Here is an 18276-nt window from a genome sequence, read left to right on the forward strand (position 1 = left end):
AATTATCTGAATTGTTGACCAATTGTAAAGTGGAACATTCCTCCGCTTGGTCCTGGGTTTGGATCACTTGTGGTAGACACACCATCAAAGCCATAACCCCAGTCAATACCTAACAGGCCAAATGCTGGCATAAATATTCTCGCTCCAAAACCGGCCGATTTTTTTAAATCATACGGATTGTAATCTTGATAATTTCCCCAGTTATTTCCTGCCTCTGCAAAACCAAGTAAGAATATAGTTGCTGAAGGATTAGGAGAAACAAGGAAACGAAGCTCCATTACATGCTTGTTATACACTACCCCACCATAAGGCACCGGTGCATTGGGTTGGTTTCTGAATTCCTTACCAGGTGTGATGGATTGATTCTCATACCCTCTTAGGCCAATAATTTCTTGACCCAAAGCAAAGTTCATCATATTCATACCATCACCACCCAACACAAATCGTTCAAGAGGTATAATACCCGTTTTCGTTCCATAAGACCCAAGAAAACCTAGGTGTGTTCTAGCACTCAAGACAAGCTTGGTAGAGCCCAATACTGGTGTATAAAATGAGCCATCAAACATCCACTTATGGTATTCTAAGAATTGGTATTTTTCCTGATCAGAAGATTCACTTGTCAGGTTATTGTTCAGGGCAGCATAAGGAGGAGTAAGTGAAGCGCTCAAAGTAATGTTAGACCCAAACCTTGGATAAATGGCCTGATCTAAATTATTCCTAGAAATGGTAGTGTTCAATGCCACACTTTTCGCATTACCTGTATTAAAGCTTAGGCCAAAGTAATTCCCATATTCATCAAAATTATAATTTTGGAATTGAAGGCTATTACTGATTTGGAAATAATCATCTGGCCAAGTAACTCTTTTTGCTAAGCCAATGGATGCACCTGTGATTTTAAAAGATCCTAGTTCTTCACCAAAATTGGTTTGACTGTAAAAGTTTAATTGTCTTTGAACCGAATGGTTGAAGCTAAAGCTTAAAGCATTCGGTTTTTTACCTCCAAACCAAGGCTCAGTAAATGACATACTATAGTTCTGGAAACTTTTACCATTGGCTTGAACCCTTAATGAAAGTTTCTGCCCATCACCAACAGGAAGTGGTCTCCATTTGGAGAAATCTTTGATGTTCTTGATGGAGAAGTTATTGAAAGTAAGTCCTACAGTACCTACAAAACCAAACAATCCACCCCAACCACCGGAAAGCTCAATCTGGTCATTTGGTCTTTCTTCAAGCTGGAAAGTAATGTCAACAGTAGCATTCTCAAAATTAGGACGCATGTCCGGCTCAATGTTTTCAGGGTTGAAGTAACCTATTTGGGACAATTCCCGAATGGTTCTTACCAAGGCTTTTCTATTAAATAATTGTCCTGGAAGGATACGTATTTCCCTCATGACCACGTGGTCACTGGTTCTTTCATTTCCTTCTATAGAGACACTGTTTACCGTTACTTGCGGTCCTTCAAAGATTCTTAATTCTATGTCTATTGAATCCGCTTCTATATTGACCTCCACTGGATCAATGGTAAAAAACAAATAACCATTGTCTTGGTACAAAGAACTCACATCATCCCCACGTTGTGGGTCATAGTTTAGCCTTTTATCCAACTTTTCTTTATTGTAGATATCGCCATCAAAAATTCCCAGTTTTGCCTGAAGCTCTTCATCTGTATGAATATAGTTTCCTGAAAACTCGATTTTGCGGTAATAGTATTGCTTGCCTTCCTCAATGTCAATATCTATATTGATACGGCTGTCATCAAAACGGAAAATACTATCTGATAAAATCTCTGCGTCCCTATACCCCTTACTGTTATAAAAGGCGATAAGGGAATTTTTATCATCACGGTAATCACTTTTTACGAATTTGGACCCATTAAAGAAATTGAGTTTAAAATTCTTATTGATATACTCTTTAACCTGATCATCGGTTACAGGATTCCTCTTAACGACTGCATTACCGATATTTTTTGGGTTGGCATTTAGCAAACGAGAGACAACATCTTTGAAAAAATACACCCGAGCATGCTCATGTGTACCTTTCATTTTTTTCTTGAGGCGGTTATCGGCAATATTTTCATTGCCATCAAAGGCGATTTCATTGATACGAACTTTGCTCTTCTTATCTACATCAAACCTAAGTTTAACGCTATTCGGAAGAGTGGTGTCTCTTTCCTGCACCACTTTTACTTCTGTATTCAAGAATCCTTTCCCTACAAAATAATCCCTGATATTCCTTTGGGCTGTATTTAGTACATCGTCTCTTACAACACGCCCCCTAATATTTACCTTGTCCTTTAACTCCCCTTCTTGGGTCTTGTTTACTCCCGTGAAGTCAAAGCGACTAAATCGAGGTCTTTCAGTCAAGTCTAAAAGGAGGTAAATGTCATCTCCTTCTATTTTCGTAACAAGGATTTTTACGTCTCCAATAATACCCTGACCCCAAAGTTTTTTAAGGGCACCAGAAATAGCATCTCCCGGAACAGTAATTTGGTCATCAACGCGAAGGCCTGCCAAAGAGATAATGGCAGTTTCATCAAGTGTATTTAAACCCACTGCCTCAATTTCAGCTATCCGATACTTTTTTGGATTGGCATAACTAAGGTCTATAATATTTACCGGCTCCTGACTGGTGTACCGGCTTTGTCCCAATCTGATTTGGGCCTCTGCCACTCCGGTCAATAGCAGCAAGTAAATAATTAATAAATTCTTTTTCATTTCAAACGATAAAATTTAACCCTGGTATTAGTTGTTCCAAGGCGGCAATAATTCTGAAACACAATTCTTTCAGAACAAGTATTGTCAATTAGAGGCCTTTGTTTGGTCTCCTGTTTTTCCAAACCTTCTTTCCCTTTTTTGAAAGGCAAGTATGGCTTCATGCAAATTCTTTTTCCGGAAATCCGGCCAAAGGACTTCTGTGAAATATAATTCTGTATAGGCCAATTGCCATAACATAAAGTTACTGATCCTAATTTCACCACTGGTTCTGATCAGCAGTTCTGGATCTGGAATATCGGCAGTATTCAAATGTTTTCCAATCATATCTTGATTGATAGCATCTGCCGGTAATTCACCGTCAACTACTTTTTTGACAATTTTTTTAACAGCCTGTTCTATTTCCCAACGTCCACTATAACTCAAGGCCAGTACTACGGTCATCCCGGTATTGCCCTTGGTTTTTTCTTTTCCCATTTTCAGGTGTTCTTTGCATGATTTGGGCAAACTATCTATATCACCAATTGTTTCCAACCTGATATTGTTTTTCATCATGGTAGGTACCTCATCGGTTATTGCTTCTACCAGAATTCCCATAAGCGCATCTACCTCTTCTTTGGGTCTTGACCAGTTTTCTGTAGAGAAGGCATACAAGGATATGTAATCTACTCCCAATTCTGCTGATCCTTCAATGGCATCCCTTACTGCAGACAGGGCATTTCTATGACCAAATATTCGCATAGCGCCTTTCTTTTGCGCCCAACGCCCATTGCCATCCATTATTATTGCTATATGCCGGGGTATATTGCCCTTGTCAATCACTTCCTTCATTCCAAAATTCTCTGTTGGTTCAATTGATTTACAAAAATGACACTTCTTTTTTAAAAATTCTATCCTGAGGTCAATTATTGTACTAGTAGCACTTGATCTGATGAAAAGAATAGCTGATGGTAAAGCCCAAAAAATAATACCAATCACGGTCAGATTGATTGCCAAAATTTATGCTTGAGGGGTCTAACACTTGATTTCCTGTGCCAGGGTCAATTCTATATCGAGGCAAATATAAGGTCTCATCGCCAATTTTATCCAGATTGTCCGAAAAGGTTGCTTTAGCTCCACCTTCAAAAGAAAGTAAAACACGGTCCTTTAGTTTGTACTTAATGCCTGCCCCAAAGGGAACAATTACAGTACCTACTGCATAGTTTCCAGGAAATGGGTCGGCATGATAAGATTGGCCCTGACCGTAAAACAATCCATATCCTAGACCAAAAAAGCCAAATGGGGAAAACCTGGTAGTAGACCTGTGGCTCATATAATCCAGAAAATGGAACTCCATTGTTGCGGAAACTTCAGCCATAGTACCTTTAAAAAAGGCATTTCTGGTCATAGCCACCCCATCAATTGGACTTATGCTATCCGCCCCGTTAAGCCGAGATACGGTAAAGCCTGCTCTTAAGCTCCATGCATTGTCAAAATTTCGTCTGCCAAATAACGTTCCTTGAATACCAAGTTGGTTAGGGTCTATAATCCGAAGGATATCTCCGGTGTAGGTTCCTGCTCCTAATCCTAATCCTATCTCATGCTGTTGGGCCTTTGCCATTTGGGTAGTTCCCAAACTTAAAATGGCCAAGACAGCCGATAGTGCTAATGTGTAAAACCTGGATTTATTCAAGTCGTTGCAATTTATAAACTACCCAACGAATAAAAAACCCTACTAAGTATAGAGCGGGTTAAATATTGTTAAAACTAGTTTCTCATGTCATATCCCCAGTTCAATTTTTGTCTCAGGGTGTCAAAGAAGCTGTAATTGTGAAACTTAACAAGCTTCGCTACAAATATTTCTTTTTTGATTTTCAGTTCCACTGACGCATCTATAGGCGTAGATCTGGAATCTAAAGATACAAGGAATTTTTCACTCCTTCCCTCTATTTTAAAGGAGATTTCGCTGTCATCAGAAACCACAATTGGTCTGACATTCAGGTTGTGCGGACTTACAGGGGTGATCACAAAGTTTTTGGCAAGGGGTGATATCAAGGGCCCTCCACAACTCAGCGAGTAACCAGTAGAGCCAGTAGGTGTAGATACGATGAGCCCATCTGCCCAATAACTATTAAGGTAATCTCCATCTATATAGGTATGTACGGTGATCATCGAAGAAGTATCTCTTTTGTGAATGGTAAACTCATTCAAGCCAAAGTTAAGCCCTTTAAATAGGGGAACACTTGACTCAAGTCTTACTAAACTCCTGTCTTCCAATGAGTACCGATTTTCCAATAAGTCCTTTACAGCAGCATCAATGTCTTCTTTGGCTATGGTAGCCAAAAATCCCATTCTCCCTGTATTGATTCCCAAAACAGGTGTTTCATAAGCTCCAATAAGGGAAATGGTGTCCAATAAGGTGCCATCTCCACCAATGGAAATGACCACATCAATTGCCGACAATCCTTCTTTCCCAACCAGCGCAGTTACCTCAGAACTTAGTCCTCCACTCTTTTTAATAGAGTTAAATAAGTTTTTGGTCAACTGTACTTTTGATCCACTTTCTACAAAAGAGCGAATCAATTGGTGAATACAGGTTTGAAATTGGGGGGAAATATTAATACCGTGAAGTAATATGTTCATGTAGGATCAGATATCTAAAAATCTCATCAAGTTGCCCAGACGGTCCTGATCACTACTTATACCATCTTCCTCTTGGTATTGGTCAATAACCCTGTAGCCAAAACGTTCCAGCGTAGCCTTGATGTGCCGAAGCTCAACTTGATCAATTTTTAGTGTTACTTTGATTTTACTGTCATCAAGGGGGTCATCGGAGATGAAGCTGCTTAGAATTTTTGCGTTTTCGGATTCTACTACCCGGGCTATGTCGTACAAACTATAATCTGTCATAAACATAGATAAGATCAATACCCCACCTTGGGACTGAATCGAGATGCTCTCAGTAAATGCAGAAATAGCTCCCTCTTGCGTAACTACCCCCAAGTACTTTAGCTCCTTGTCTAAAACAGCCACCATACTCACCTGATTTTCAGAAGACACCCTTAAAACTTCATAAATATGACGGTCCTCCTGCACAATACTTGCTGTCCCTATCAAGTCTATGTATTCTATATTCAGTTCAGGGTCATTGAGCTCATAAATGATTTCATCTGTAATAAAACCCTTAAACGCGCCCTTATCTACCACGGGAAGTATGTCCGTCCTGATCTCTTCCATCCAGGAAAGGCCTAACTTTACTTTGTCAGTAAATTTTAGGGGAGGTATAAGGTTGTTTATAAATTCTATCGCCCGCATGTAGCTAAAGGTATTAAAAGGATTCGAAAAATAAAACGAGTTCTAGCCCTCCTTGGTTCAAATAACTAAATTTCTTGCCCTTTTTTTGAGGCAAATTACCCTAATGGACATTTAAAAATACAATAGTCTATAGAATTAACGATGAATTTGTGCTGTTTTTAATTCACTAATAAGATTTATCCAGTTTTGAATAAGTTGTTGTCCGTGCTCGGTAAGGTGTGCTTCCGGATGAAACTGAATCCCTAAAATAGGCAGGTATTTATGAGCAAGTGCCATAATTTCTCCTTTTTCCCCTTCAAGAATTAGCTCCATACAATCCGGAATATTTTCTAACTCTAAAGAATGATATCGGGTAACATTAAAATGTTCAGGCAAACCCATCAACACTTCATGGTTCTTTGTCCTGAAAACAGTAGAAATTTTACCGTGCATGGGCCAGGGACTTCTCACCAAACCTGCCCCGAAAAAAATACCTAGGGCCTGATGTCCCAGACAAATCCCCAAAACAGGGACTTTGTCATAATAGTGGGCAAGAATTTCCATGAGGTTTCCCGCTTTATCAGGAGTTTCCGGTCCAGGTGAAATAACCAAAGCGGAAAAATCATAAGTATGTACCTCTTTCAGGCTTACATTGTTCCGCAATACGGTAACCTTTTCACTCGTTCTTCTGAAATAATCAGCCAGAATGTGGGAAAAGGAATCGAAGTTATCAATTAACAAAATCACTGGAAGAGCTATTTACAAGTTCCTTGATCGTGGCGATTGCCGTATCAATGATAGGAGTATAATCATCTAGCACAGCCACCATCGTAGGTGCAACAGGGACTATTACCGGATAGATCACCGCGTCTTTTTTCATTTCTGAGGGCACCTGAAATTCAAAGGAATTGGCTACCCATATCAGCAGGCTAATCATGATGCTCCATTTAAAGATGCCCAAAATAGCACCAGCAAAGCTGTCAAATGTACCCAATATGGTCAGGTCAAGGGCCTTTTTGACAATATAGGCCAATATTCGGATTGATATCGTTACGGCCAAAAAGATCAAAACAAAGGCCACAAAAGGCAGCATAAAGGTCAGGCTTTCTACCTTATCGGTAAGAAGCTCTGCCCCCCAGTTCATAAAGCGAAATGCTAGAATTATACCCACAAAAAAAGCCAAGATAGACAAAATCCCAATAAAGAGCCCCTGCCGGTAGCCACTAAAGGCCCCTACGGCCAGCATGCCCAATATAATGATGTCTATCGTGCTCAATTTAATTTACGGGTTTAATAAGGCTTTTACTTTTTGAGAAATTGCTTTCCCATCCGCTTTTCCAGCTAATTTCTTTGTCGCCATTCCCATTACTTTTCCCATGTCCTTAGGACCTGCCGCACCGGTTTGACTAATAATCGCTTCTAATTCAGCAGTTAATTCTTCATCACTTAGCTGCTTAGGAAGAAATTCGCTTATCACATTCAGTTCAGTAGCCTCCACTTCGGCAAGGTCTTTCCTACCCTGTTTCTCAAATATCTCTATAGAATCTTTCCTTTGTTTGGCCGCTTTGGTCAGGATTTGTAGCTCTTCAGCATCAGAAAGTCCACTTTCATTTCCTCCCTTGGTTTCTTCAAGCATGATCATGGACTTGATGGCACGTAATCCACGCAACCTGTCTTTGTCCTTGGCTAGCATTGCTTGTTTGATTTCTTTTTCTATGTTGGTTTTTAAGCTCATGACTTATCTTTATTTGACTTGTAAAGTTTAAAACTGATCTATTCCTTGATGGGATGTAAAAATTAAAAACGTCTTATTCTCATCGGTATTTTCGATGTTAACGCAATATATTTAATTTAGCACAAAATTAGCTGATATTTGGAACATGACGAAATTAAGTGTAAACATAAATAAAATTGCCACCCTAAGAAATGCCCGCGGCCATAATAATCCCGATCTGGTCCAGGTAGCTTTGGATGCAGAGCGATTTGGTGCCCAGGGAATAACCGTACACCCTAGACCTGACGAAAGACATATCAGGTATAACGATGTATTTGCACTAAAAGATCAAGTCAGTACGGAATTTAATATTGAAGGCTACCCTGACAAAAGGTACATGGAGATCATCCGTCTGGCCAAACCAGCACAGGCAACACTTGTGCCGGATCCTCCAGAGGCAATCACTTCCAATACCGGATGGGACACCATCAAGCACAAAGACATGCTCAAAGACCTTATTTCAGAACTTCATAGCTATGGGGTGAGGACTTCTATTTTCATCAATCCGGAATCCAAATATTTTGAACCTGCCAAAGAAACAGGAACAGACAGGGTGGAATTGTACACTGAACCCTATGCCAGTACTTATCACAAAGACAAAGTAAAGGCTGTTGCTCCTTATTTAGAGGTATCGGCCCTTGCCAGAGAACTCGACTTAGGCTTGAATGCCGGCCATGACTTGGATTTACACAATTTGAAATTCCTCAAAGAGCAAATTCCCTATTTGGACGAGGTGTCCATAGGCCATGCCCTGATCTGCGATGCCCTGTATTATGGGCTTGAAAACACAATACAGATGTACCGCAGACAATTGGAAGTATAAAACCAAAGCAACATGAAATTAAACTTTAGAAAAACAGGCACTGGAAAGCCTTTGGTAATCCTGCATGGGCTTTTTGGTTCTGCTGACAATTGGATGAGCATTGCAAAAGGGCTGGAGGAAAATTTTACCCTTTACCTACTGGATCAACGTAACCATGGAGATTCCCCACACAGTGATACCTGGAATTACAAAGCAATGGCAGAAGACCTTAAGGAATTTATGGAGGCAGAGGGTTTGCAAAAAGTTAATTTCCTAGGGCATTCCATGGGAGGAAAAACGGTGATGAAATTTGCCTTAACTTACCCTGAAATGGTGGAGAAATTAGTGGTAGCAGATATAGCCCCAAGGCCTTATCCGGTTCATCACCAAACAATTTTGAAAGCACTTAATGCAGTAGACATTCAAAATCTCCAATCCAGAAAAAAAGCCGAAGACAAATTGGCCGAATATATTCCGGAACGTGGTATTCGTCAATTTCTACTGAAAAACCTTACTAGAAAGGAAGGTGCTTTTGCCTGGAAAGTCAATCTACCAATCATCACCAAACAAATTGAAAATGTAGGCGAGGAAATAACATCAGACCAGCCTTTTTCCGGTCCTGTACTTTTTATGGGGGGAGCCAATTCAGATTATATCCAAAGCAGTGACAAAGAAGATATAGAGAATTTATTTCCAGAAAATCACATTATCCATATTAAAAACACCGGTCACTGGCTACATGCAGAGCAGCCCGAAGCGGTGATCTCTACCTTGAAAACTTTTCTCGAGAGTTGAGACCGGAAACTTTAATATAATTTGAATAATTCCGAGGTAAATGGTTAGGGAGCTTGTACATTGATTAACATCTTTAGGTATTAGCTCCCTTTTTTGTTCAATCCTATTAACTAATTCAACCTGTCTACGGCTAAAATCCGTGGCTATTATTGGTGAATCCCTTTAGGCTTCTTTCGGTAAATTTCTTTTTTCAATTCTGAATCACCATTTACAGAATGTGTAACAAATCATTATCGTTCTCCAGGCCTGAAGGGCCTGAACAACAATAACCGTGAGTTTTACTCACGGACAGGTAAATACCACAATTTACCTCAACCCCGGATGGGGTTGAACAATACCCAAGTTTGCTAGTGAAAAATGATAATTAGAGTAAAAATTATCACCAAACGCTTTCAATCAAAAACGATCCTTCATAGCTTTATCACAAAGCACCCATAAACATTAACCCCCAAATTTCCTCCACAAATACAGCAATAGGGTCAACAACAAACTGAGCAGTATACTGGTAACCAAGGGAAAATAAAAGGTGAAATTTTCTTTTTTAAACTCCATATCTCCTGGCAAACCCCTAAATCCAGGAAATTTAGGCAGGATACAAAGCAGCAATCCCGCAATCAGTAACAGCAGTCCGATAAAAATAAGTACTTTTGCTAAAGAAGGCATTCCATTTTCCATAATCCAAAAATAATGAAAGCTAAGGGAATATTATACCTGATACCTAATGTATTGGTACTCGAAACAGGCCAAGACATCATGGCACCTGTGGTCAAAAATGTAATTGCAAATACCTCCCATTACCTGGTGGAAGATTTTAGAACAGTTCGCAGGTATATCAGTAGCCTTAAACTAGGGGTCAAACTGGAAGAGGTGCACCTGGAAAAACTGGATAAGAAAACGCCAGAAATACAGTTAAAAAAATTACTTGCTCCCTTATTAAAAGGGCATGATGTAGGCATTATTTCTGAAGCAGGCTGCCCTGGAATAGCTGACCCTGGCGCCAATGCAGTAGCTTTGGCTCATAAATTAGGCATCAAAGTAGTTCCATTGCCAGGTCCTTCTTCCATGTTTATGGCTTTAATGGGTTCCGGTTTTAATGGGCAATCCTTCACCTTTAATGGTTACTTGCCCATAGACCGAAAGGACAGAGTCCAAGCAATCAAAGAACTGGAAGCAAAATCGATCAGGGAAAACACCACCCAGATGTTTATGGAAACGCCTTTCAGAAACAACCGGATGCTGGAAGATCTATTGGCCAATCTAAGTAGCAATACCTTGCTATGTATTGCAAGCAATATTACGGGTGCTGATGAAATGATCCAAACCAAAAAAGTGGCTGACTGGCGCAAAAAACATCCGGACCTTCATAAAATTCCTGCCGTTTTTCTGATTTATCATTCTTAAAGAAACCTAAAATTAGATTTTGTCAATGTTTTTGAAGGTATTGTTGTAGAAAATAAGCAACAATACCTTCAAAATCATATAATTTGCTTCCACTAAATCTTGGGCTATACCCCTGACTGTGATATTAAGGCCAAGGCTGATGAAATATGCATTAGTTTAAAGGTGATGCTAGTGATCCAAACTATCCTAAACCAGAATTACACATCCTCTTTTTACTCTTCCTTCAACCTATATTTGACGATAATGGGATTACCGGCATCCAAAAACCCGGTATTAACATTGGGGTTTTGTTTAATAAGATCCTGCCTATGCGTTTCTGAAAGCCCGTTCCATTCTTCGTAGTCCATATATGCAAAAAACCAATCTTCAGCTCCATAAATGGGACCTTGTAAATTCACGCTTCCCAACCAATTTACTGACAATGGAAAATGAGATAGTGCGGCTGTGCTTTTCTTAAAATAGGAAACATAAGTTTGGTCTTCAGAATTGGCATAGCCGGCTTTACTTCTGGTCCATTGAAAGCTCAGGTACTCCTCATTTTCAACAAGATTTGCGGCATTAAAAACATATGGGTTTTCCATTATGTACTTCCGCATGTCCATTAAAGGAAGTTTCTTTATTTCTTTGGTTAAGCGGTCTGAGCCAAAATTCAAAATATATTCAGCCTCTATTCCTTTTTCAGAGATTTTGAAAATGGTGTCTGTCCAAGCATGGAGAAACCTAACATTGCCTGCATGTCCAGAAAATTCTATGGGAACTTGATAAGCGTCTGTACTTCCTATATCCGACACCCCCTGAATGGAAATGGTAGCATCCCTATTGTCAAACACCCTGATAAAGTCCGTTTCTTCAGATCCAAAAGACCTGCCATCCATATGATAAGCTGTAAGGTCTTGATTAATGGGGAAAAAATTAACAATTTGTTCTTCAAACGGGATTGCTTTTTCTTCCTTAAAGTTGCCTTCCAAATCGAATACAAGGACTTTCTTTTGAATGATATCCAATATCTGTAGCGATTCATTGAACAAGTTTAAGTCAAATGGTTTGGAGAATTCTCCCTCCCCTTCACCAAGCCTATTTATATTAAACAAGAAATTTCCAGCGGTGGAAAAACACAAGACACTTTTTGTAATCTCCTTGTCAAGTAGGTATATTTTATCCTTTTCAACAATTATTTTGTCAATGGCTCCTACCAATGACCTATCATTTAATTCCAGGGGTATAAGCTCGGATTTGCTAAAACCATAGGCCGGTTGTATTTCCTCCATTGCAATGTGTAGCTCCAGGGGACCTGTCAAAACTTCTTTTTTAACCGACTTCTTACAGGAAACGACAAAAAGCAGTACGGCAAAAGCATAGAATATTCTCCTTTTCATAAACTCTCTTTTAATGCTACATGCAATATAACAGGATAATCAAAATCTCCTTCCGGCAAACCATCTAAAGAGAACGTTTCTGGAAATTCATGGGCATGCTTTTCTAAAATAGATCGGTAGGTCAGGAAGAGTACTTGTTCTTTTTTATTGATACCGATAGGGTAAAAGAATACCATTTCATCGTCCCTATCTGCTTTTAGTTTATAAATATTTTGGTCCTTTTTAAACAAAATGTGTTTGGACATAGACCTTCCTTTTTGTGCTGCGATGTCTATTACCATCAAATTTCCTTGTTGGAAAACACCCTTGAAAGTGGCAAAACCATTTTCATTGATCTCTCCGAAGCTATCCATAAGATCCACCTCCCAAAAATTGGACGGTAAGTCATAGGTACCAAAGTCAGCATGGAGTACTTGGGTAAGACTATCAGCCTTATACAGGTATAAATTTGGGTTGAATATTTCCAGCATAAAAACCCCCTTATCAGATGGGAAAAAATTCCGTTCCATCATGGGCAGCATTACGTTCTCATAATCGTTTTCCAAATAGCGGTGCTGAATATTCCCTTCAGCATCTGTTTGAATCACCCTATGCGTTACAAATGGCAGATTATACCCTCCTTGAAATAGAAAACCTCCCCCTTCTAATCTAATAATAGAATTCGCGCTATAAGCCAATTCAAATGCTTCACTTAAATTTCCATCCTTTGAAATTTTGTATACATTGGCTTTGTCTGCAATAGGAGAAAGCACCAATACCTCCTCTGCTTTTCCAAACTCAAAGTCCCTCAGGGATCGGATGGTTCCTGGGCCTTCACCTACCTGGGCAATAGCACTAAGGTAACTTCCTTTCCGGTCAAATAAGTGAAGCTTATTCGTTTTGTTTTCATCCATTACCGCTATGAAATTTTCTGAAAATTTTACCCGAAGGTCCATACCCATAAGGTTGTCTTCAGTTGTTTCCAGCCGAATCATTTCCTTTACCGTAAAATCCTGAAAAGATAGCGTGGGATAATCGTCAGGTGCAATTGAAATATTCAATGTATTTTCTTCGGAAGCAGGTTCTGAACAAGCCATGAAGGAAAAAATGAAAACTATTTGAATTGACAATAAAATATGGTTGTGGTTATTCATGTGCTTGGGTTTTATGTTTAAATTATCCTGACCTACCCACTATTCAAAAGCCCTCAAATTATCAAAAAATTATTGCCTACTTCGGATAAGATAACAAGAGGTTTATCATCCTAAATGCATTGAAATTGAGTAAGTCAGGACTAAATATATATAATTAAATATATAGTTGCAAACACCTGTCTATATTTGTAGTTTATGAAGTGTTTAAGTCAAGAGGATCGACGTCGAGAAAAAAGTGATTTGATTTCAATTGAACTTTGAAAGTTCACTTTACAGAGGTTTAATTAGTAGCAGCTTTTGCAAAGTTTATACTTATCAGCACAGTGCAGGATAGAAGTGGAAGGAATACTAGGTAAGTTTATTGTTAAATATAAAGTTAGCTTCGACCCTAAAAAATAGATTTCTTGTCCTAAAATAGGATAGATTTAGCAAAAACTAGAAAAAATTAATGGGATGTACCCACCATATTTTGGGTTTATCCAATGGGACTAAACCTTATGATGCTTATATTTAGAAAATGGAGCCAACAAAGGCTTCATGTATTTTGTTAATTATCCAGGAATAACTGCATTGATGAAAGTTGGATTATTTATACCTTGTTACGTAGAGCAATTTTACCCGCAGGTAGCCATTGCCAGTCTTGAGCTTTTAGAAAGCGCAGGAGTGGATGTGGACTATCCCCTAAAACAAACCTGTTGTGGCCAACCGATGGCCAATTCAGGATACCAAGAATATGGGGAGGGAGCAGCCGCTTTATTTAGAAAAAACTTTAAGGATTTTGATTATGTAGTTTGCCCTTCAGGTAGCTGTACCCTACATACCAAAGACCATATTTATTCGGGTGAAGAAAATGAACCAAAGGTCTATGAACTTTGTGAGTTTCTTACCGATGTATTGAAAATTAAGGAGCTGAAAGCTGATTTTCCCTATAAAGTAGGCATTCATTCGAGTTGTCATGGGCTTAGGGGTCTGAATTTGGCAAAGCCATCAGAATTAATGGGGGTTGAATTTAATAAGCCTAAGCAACTGCTGGAAATGGTAAATGGCATCGAGCTGGTAGAACTTACCCGAAAAGACGAATGCTGTGGTTTTGGAGGCACTTTTGCTGTATTTGAAGAAGCTGTTTCTGTAAGTATGGGCAAAGACAGGATAAAAGACCATGAAGAACATGGTGTACAAGTGATCACAGGAGCAGACATGTCCTGTTTGATGCATTTGGAAGGAATCCTTCGCCGGGATAAGAGCCCGGTAAAAGTCATGCACATTGCAGAAATTCTAAATGCCCAGGTATCCAAAACCCAAAACCAGTAGTAAAATGAAAACGACACCAACCCATGCGGCTGCAGCTGAAGAATTTCTAAAGGACGGAGAACGCAGTCATTGGCACGATGATACACTTTGGCATGTTCGTAGCAAAAGAGACCTTTCCGCTCAAAAAATCCCTGAATGGGAACAGTTGCGAACAAATGCCTCTCAGATCAAGGATCATGTCCTTTCAAACTTAGATCAATTATTACTTCAATTTGAAAAAAATGCTGCCAAAAATGGCATAGAAGTTCTTTGGGCCAAAGATGCGGATGAACACAACCAGCATGTATTGCGGATTCTAGAAGAAAATCAGGTCAAAAACCTTGTTAAAAGTAAATCCATACTCACGGAGGAATGTGGACTCAATCATTTTCTTGAAGACAAAGGTTATGATGTGGTCGATACCGATCTGGGAGAAAGAATTATACAATTCAACAAACAGGTACCAAGTCACATAGTGATGCCTGCCATTCACCTTAAGAAAAAAGAAATCGGCGACATTTTCCACGAACATCTGGGAACGGATGAAGGTGCAGATGATCCAGCCTACCTCACTGAAGCAGCCCGTCAGCATTTAAGACAAAAATTTATCCAAGCCAAAGCAGCCATTACGGGGGTTAATTTTGGTATAGCTGAAACCGGTGGGTTTGTGGTTTGCACCAATGAAGGCAATGCCGATATGGGTACTCACCTGGCAGATTTGCACATTGCCTGTATGGGCATAGAAAAACTCATTCCAAGAGCAGCAGATCTTGGTGTATTTCTTCGGCTCTTGGCCAGAAGTGCTACAGGGCAAAGCATTACAAACTATACCTCCCATTTTCACCGTCCTAGAGAAGGAAAGAAAATGTACCTGATTCTTGTGGACAATGGCAGAACCGATCAGTTGGGCCGAGAGGATTTTAGAAATTCGCTTAAATGTATTCGCTGTGGAGCATGTATGAATACCTGCCCCATTTACCGTAGAAGTAGTGGGTTTAGCTATGGTTCTACAGTTCCTGGACCTATCGGTTCCATCCTCTCTCCCGGAATGGACCTGAAAAAACACAGTACCTTACCCTTTGCCTCCACACTATGTGGCTCATGTACAAATGTATGCCCGGTGAAAATTAATATTCATGAGCAACTGTATAAATGGCGACAGGTAATCACCAAAGAAGGGCCAGCACAACCTTCCAAGAAATGGGCCATGCGCTTTGGTGGCAATGTAATGTCCAAGCCAAAGCTTTTTGACATGATGGGCAACCTGGCCAGAAAATCACTGTCGATTAGTCCTCGTGGTTTTGTTTACAATAGCTTTAATGCATGGGGTAAACACAGGGAGTTGCCGGAAGTGCCCAAAGAAAGTTTCAAGGAATGGTACCGAAAAAACAGGAAGCAATGAACAGTAGTAAAGAAGCCATAATAGCGGCCATAAAAAAGAACAAACCTGATTTGCTCCCTTTACCGGAGCATCCTGAATACCCTTATGAAGATAACCTGATCGAACAATTTCAGGCCAGTATAAAATCGAATGGCGGAACTGCCAGAACTGGAGAAGGAAAAGCAGCTGTACAAAGCTATTTGAAAGAAAACTTTGCCAGTGACAAACAGATATTGTCATTGGTGGATGGAATCACTGGGAATTTTGATATCGGGAAAGTTGAGGATCCCCATGAATTGGAACATATAGAAGTGGCTATCCTTGAAGGTGATTGGGGAGTAGTAGAAAATGCTGCAATTTGGCTACCTGAAGAAAAAATTGTCCATCGGGCCTTACCCTTCATTGCCCAGCACCTAATCGTTTTGCTGAAAGTTGACCGTTTATTGGGAAACATGCATGAGGTTTATCAAAAGATAAATGTAGCTGAGCCTGGTTATGGAGTATTTGTGGCCGGACCATCCAAAACTGCTGATATTGAGCAATCATTGGTCATTGGAGCACATGGACCTAGAAGTATGGTTGTGTTTTTAATGGAATAACTCTCTGTACGAATCATTAACAATTAAGACATTAGCCAGTAGAAATAAACAGCCTTGTTGCTTTTTAAGGCAACAAGGCTGTTTTTGTTTCATATCAACTAAAATCTACGCGATTAAGGAAGCTCATTGGCAGATGCCACTAAGGTAGATTCATAGTTCATTGCCAATTCATTGACTTTATCGGGCATGGTATCAGCCAAGTTCACGAGTTCAGAGGGGTCATTTTTGATATGGTACAATTCCCACTCTCCCCCATTCATTCGCACAATTTTATAATCCCCACTTCTGAACATCCTGAATTTATCCATTCCTGAAATAAAAAATTCTGGTTCTTTGCGTTGCTCTCCCATGAAAATCGGAAGAAGTGAACTACCGTGTAATGGTAAGCTGGCATAACCCTGAATCGAATCCGGGTATTGGATATTTAGCAGATCCAAAAACGTAGGGGCAATGTCCACCACATGTCCCACTTGATCGGTAATGGTATTGGGTGCAATCTTACCCGGCCAATAAGCAATGAAAGGCGTATGGCTCCCACCTTCAAGCCCCGACTGTTTGTGTTGACGAAAAGGGGTGTTTCCTAGAATGGCCCAATTGGTTCGCAAACTCCAATAGGAATCCGCAGGCCCCGGCTGCACATCCAATACCTTGTTTGTATAAAATGGGCACGAGCCATTGTCATTAAGGTACATGATGATGGTATTTTCCAGCTTTCCGTTGTCTTCCAGCTTCTTCAAAACCCGACCAATATTCTGATCCATTCGGTCAATTATGGCTGCAAAAACAGCCATTTCCAAGTCTAGAGAATCCTTTTTTTCGGCAGACAGGCTATCCCATGCATAATAATCAGTATAGTCTTCTAAAAATGGTCCCCGAGACTTGTTTAGGTTATTTTCCGGTGGGCTTAATTTTGCCCCCTGTGGGAGCACACCCATTTCTTCCATTCTATCAAACCGTTCCTGACGGAGCACATCCCAGCCTTTGAGGTATTTTCCCCTGTAATTTTCAATGTCCTCAGGTCTTGCCTGGAGGGGATAGTGAGCGGCATGGTATGGTAAATAGAGAAAGAATGGATCTTCCTTTTGAAAGGTTTCATCCAGCCATTTCAAAGCGTAATCCGTGATGAAATCAGTTTTGTACATTGGCGATTTTTCATGTTCAATTTCATCTGCCGACAGTTCTTTACCTTCAAGGTAAAAAGGCCTTTCGAACGCACCCGATGGAGGTAAAAAGTATTCTGTTGTGGCCCAGAAATAAAAGGAATGATCAAATACTTTTTCTGCTTTGCAATATTCCGGCACCCATGGGTCAAAGTGTTCCTTCCCACTCATAATATTGGAATAACCTGCTTGTTTGGTTAGGTTGGCAATATGTACTGCTCCTTCACCACCAGCATACAAGCCTGTCAACATGGTAGATCGGGTGGGGTTACATTTGGCCATATTGTAAAAAGTAGTAAACCTTAAACCCCCATCAGCCAAGCGATTTATATTAGGCGTTTCAATTTCTCCACCATAGGCTCCAAGGTCTGAAAAGCCTATATCATCTCCCATTATCAATACTATGTTTGGTAAAGGGGCTTCCTTTTCAGTACAAGAGTAGAAAATTGCTGCGAATAGTAAATACAATAAGCTCTTTTGGGTCATGGTTGTTTCCATTTAAATTTCTTCGACTTCTAAGGAAAACAGGCATTATGCTATTCCGAAAATATTCAATAGATAATAAGTATTAAAAATCGTAT

General features: G+C 39.9%; 18 protein-coding genes. 6 read left to right on the top strand and 12 right to left on the bottom strand.

Annotation, left to right across the window (positions count from 1 at the left end):
• Window positions 1-2: 2 nt before the first annotated feature.
• The 8 genes from AC13EX_RS12400 to AC13EX_RS12435 all read right to left on the bottom strand — a co-directional run bounded on the left by AC13EX_RS12400 (window position 3) and on the right by AC13EX_RS12435 (window position 7719).
• On the bottom strand, window positions 3-2714 hold the full coding sequence (locus tag AC13EX_RS12400) for a BamA/OMP85 family outer membrane protein (RefSeq protein WP_482892922.1): 2712 nt from the start codon (window positions 2712-2714) through the stop codon (window positions 3-5).
• An 84-nt stretch (window positions 2715-2798) separates the two neighbouring features.
• The gene (locus AC13EX_RS12405) at window positions 2799-3542 is read right to left on the bottom strand and encodes an isoprenyl transferase (protein ID WP_482892923.1); all 744 of its coding nucleotides are present in this window, start codon (window positions 3540-3542) and stop codon (window positions 2799-2801) included.
• Window positions 3543-3624: 82 nt separating this feature from the next.
• The gene (gene porG / locus AC13EX_RS12410) at window positions 3625-4383 is read right to left on the bottom strand and encodes a type IX secretion system protein PorG (protein ID WP_482892924.1); all 759 of its coding nucleotides are present in this window, start codon (window positions 4381-4383) and stop codon (window positions 3625-3627) included.
• 74 nt (window positions 4384-4457) lie between these two features.
• A complete protein-coding gene (locus tag AC13EX_RS12415) occupies window positions 4458-5333 on the bottom strand; it encodes an NAD kinase (protein WP_482892925.1) in 876 nt (291 codons plus the stop codon).
• A 6-nt stretch (window positions 5334-5339) separates the two neighbouring features.
• Complete coding sequence (locus AC13EX_RS12420; protein ID WP_048641556.1) at window positions 5340-6005, bottom strand: CBS domain-containing protein; 666 nt, start codon at window positions 6003-6005, stop codon at window positions 5340-5342.
• Window positions 6006-6140: 135 nt separating this feature from the next.
• Window positions 6141-6731 (bottom strand): anthranilate synthase component II, encoded by a 591-nt coding sequence (locus AC13EX_RS12425; protein ID WP_482892926.1) that lies wholly within the window; start codon window positions 6729-6731, stop codon window positions 6141-6143.
• A complete protein-coding gene (locus tag AC13EX_RS12430; protein ID WP_482892927.1) occupies window positions 6715-7260 on the bottom strand; it encodes a CvpA family protein in 546 nt (181 codons plus the stop codon). The genes AC13EX_RS12425 and AC13EX_RS12430 overlap by 17 nt, the downstream gene beginning before the upstream one ends.
• A gap of 6 nt (window positions 7261-7266) precedes the next feature.
• Window positions 7267-7719 carry a GatB/YqeY domain-containing protein gene (locus tag AC13EX_RS12435; RefSeq protein WP_482892928.1) on the bottom strand — a complete coding sequence of 151 codons (453 nt, stop codon included), beginning with the start codon at window positions 7717-7719 and terminating at the stop codon, window positions 7267-7269.
• 145 nt (window positions 7720-7864) lie between these two features.
• On the opposite strand from AC13EX_RS12435, the gene AC13EX_RS12440 reads away from it, so the two are divergent.
• Window positions 7865-8581 carry a pyridoxine 5'-phosphate synthase gene (locus AC13EX_RS12440; RefSeq protein WP_482892929.1) on the top strand — a complete coding sequence of 239 codons (717 nt, stop codon included), beginning with the start codon at window positions 7865-7867 and terminating at the stop codon, window positions 8579-8581.
• 12 nt (window positions 8582-8593) lie between these two features.
• Window positions 8594-9355, top strand: coding sequence for an alpha/beta fold hydrolase (locus AC13EX_RS12445; RefSeq protein ID WP_482892930.1), 762 nt, complete (start codon window positions 8594-8596; stop codon window positions 9353-9355).
• A 441-nt stretch (window positions 9356-9796) separates the two neighbouring features.
• On the opposite strand, the gene AC13EX_RS12450 is transcribed toward AC13EX_RS12445, so the two are convergent.
• Window positions 9797-10030, bottom strand: a complete 234-nt coding sequence (locus tag AC13EX_RS12450; RefSeq protein WP_482892931.1) for a DUF2905 domain-containing protein — start codon at window positions 10028-10030, stop codon at window positions 9797-9799.
• A 12-nt stretch (window positions 10031-10042) separates the two neighbouring features.
• Between AC13EX_RS12450 and AC13EX_RS12455 the strand changes: the two genes are divergently transcribed.
• Window positions 10043-10756 carry an SAM-dependent methyltransferase gene (locus AC13EX_RS12455; protein ID WP_482892932.1) on the top strand — a complete coding sequence of 238 codons (714 nt, stop codon included), beginning with the start codon at window positions 10043-10045 and terminating at the stop codon, window positions 10754-10756.
• Window positions 10757-10968: 212 nt separating this feature from the next.
• Here the strand turns inward: AC13EX_RS12455 and AC13EX_RS12460 are convergent, their stop codons facing one another.
• Window positions 10969-12132, bottom strand: a complete 1164-nt coding sequence (locus tag AC13EX_RS12460; protein ID WP_482892933.1) for a 6-bladed beta-propeller — start codon at window positions 12130-12132, stop codon at window positions 10969-10971.
• On the bottom strand, window positions 12129-13265 hold the full coding sequence (locus tag AC13EX_RS12465; RefSeq protein ID WP_482892934.1) for a 6-bladed beta-propeller: 1137 nt from the start codon (window positions 13263-13265) through the stop codon (window positions 12129-12131). The genes AC13EX_RS12460 and AC13EX_RS12465 overlap by 4 nt, the downstream gene beginning before the upstream one ends.
• Before the next feature lie 573 nt (window positions 13266-13838).
• On the opposite strand from AC13EX_RS12465, the gene AC13EX_RS12470 reads away from it, so the two are divergent.
• From AC13EX_RS12470 to AC13EX_RS12480, 3 genes are read left to right on the top strand one after another with little or no spacing between them, the layout of a single operon-like run.
• On the top strand, window positions 13839-14576 hold the full coding sequence (locus AC13EX_RS12470) for a (Fe-S)-binding protein (protein ID WP_482893073.1): 738 nt from the start codon (window positions 13839-13841) through the stop codon (window positions 14574-14576).
• A 4-nt stretch (window positions 14577-14580) separates the two neighbouring features.
• A complete protein-coding gene (locus tag AC13EX_RS12475) occupies window positions 14581-15957 on the top strand; it encodes a lactate utilization protein B (RefSeq protein WP_048644438.1) in 1377 nt (458 codons plus the stop codon).
• Entirely contained in the window at window positions 15954-16535 is a 582-nt protein-coding gene (locus AC13EX_RS12480; protein WP_048644437.1) for a LutC/YkgG family protein, read from the top strand. Before AC13EX_RS12475 ends, AC13EX_RS12480 begins: the two co-directional genes overlap by 4 nt.
• Before the next feature lie 113 nt (window positions 16536-16648).
• On the opposite strand, the gene AC13EX_RS12485 is transcribed toward AC13EX_RS12480, so the two are convergent.
• The gene (locus AC13EX_RS12485) at window positions 16649-18181 is read right to left on the bottom strand and encodes an arylsulfatase (protein ID WP_482892935.1); all 1533 of its coding nucleotides are present in this window, start codon (window positions 18179-18181) and stop codon (window positions 16649-16651) included.
• Window positions 18182-18276: the final 95 nt, after the last annotated feature.

The sequence above is a fragment of the Cyclobacterium sp. L-R genome, from assembly GCF_056859355.1.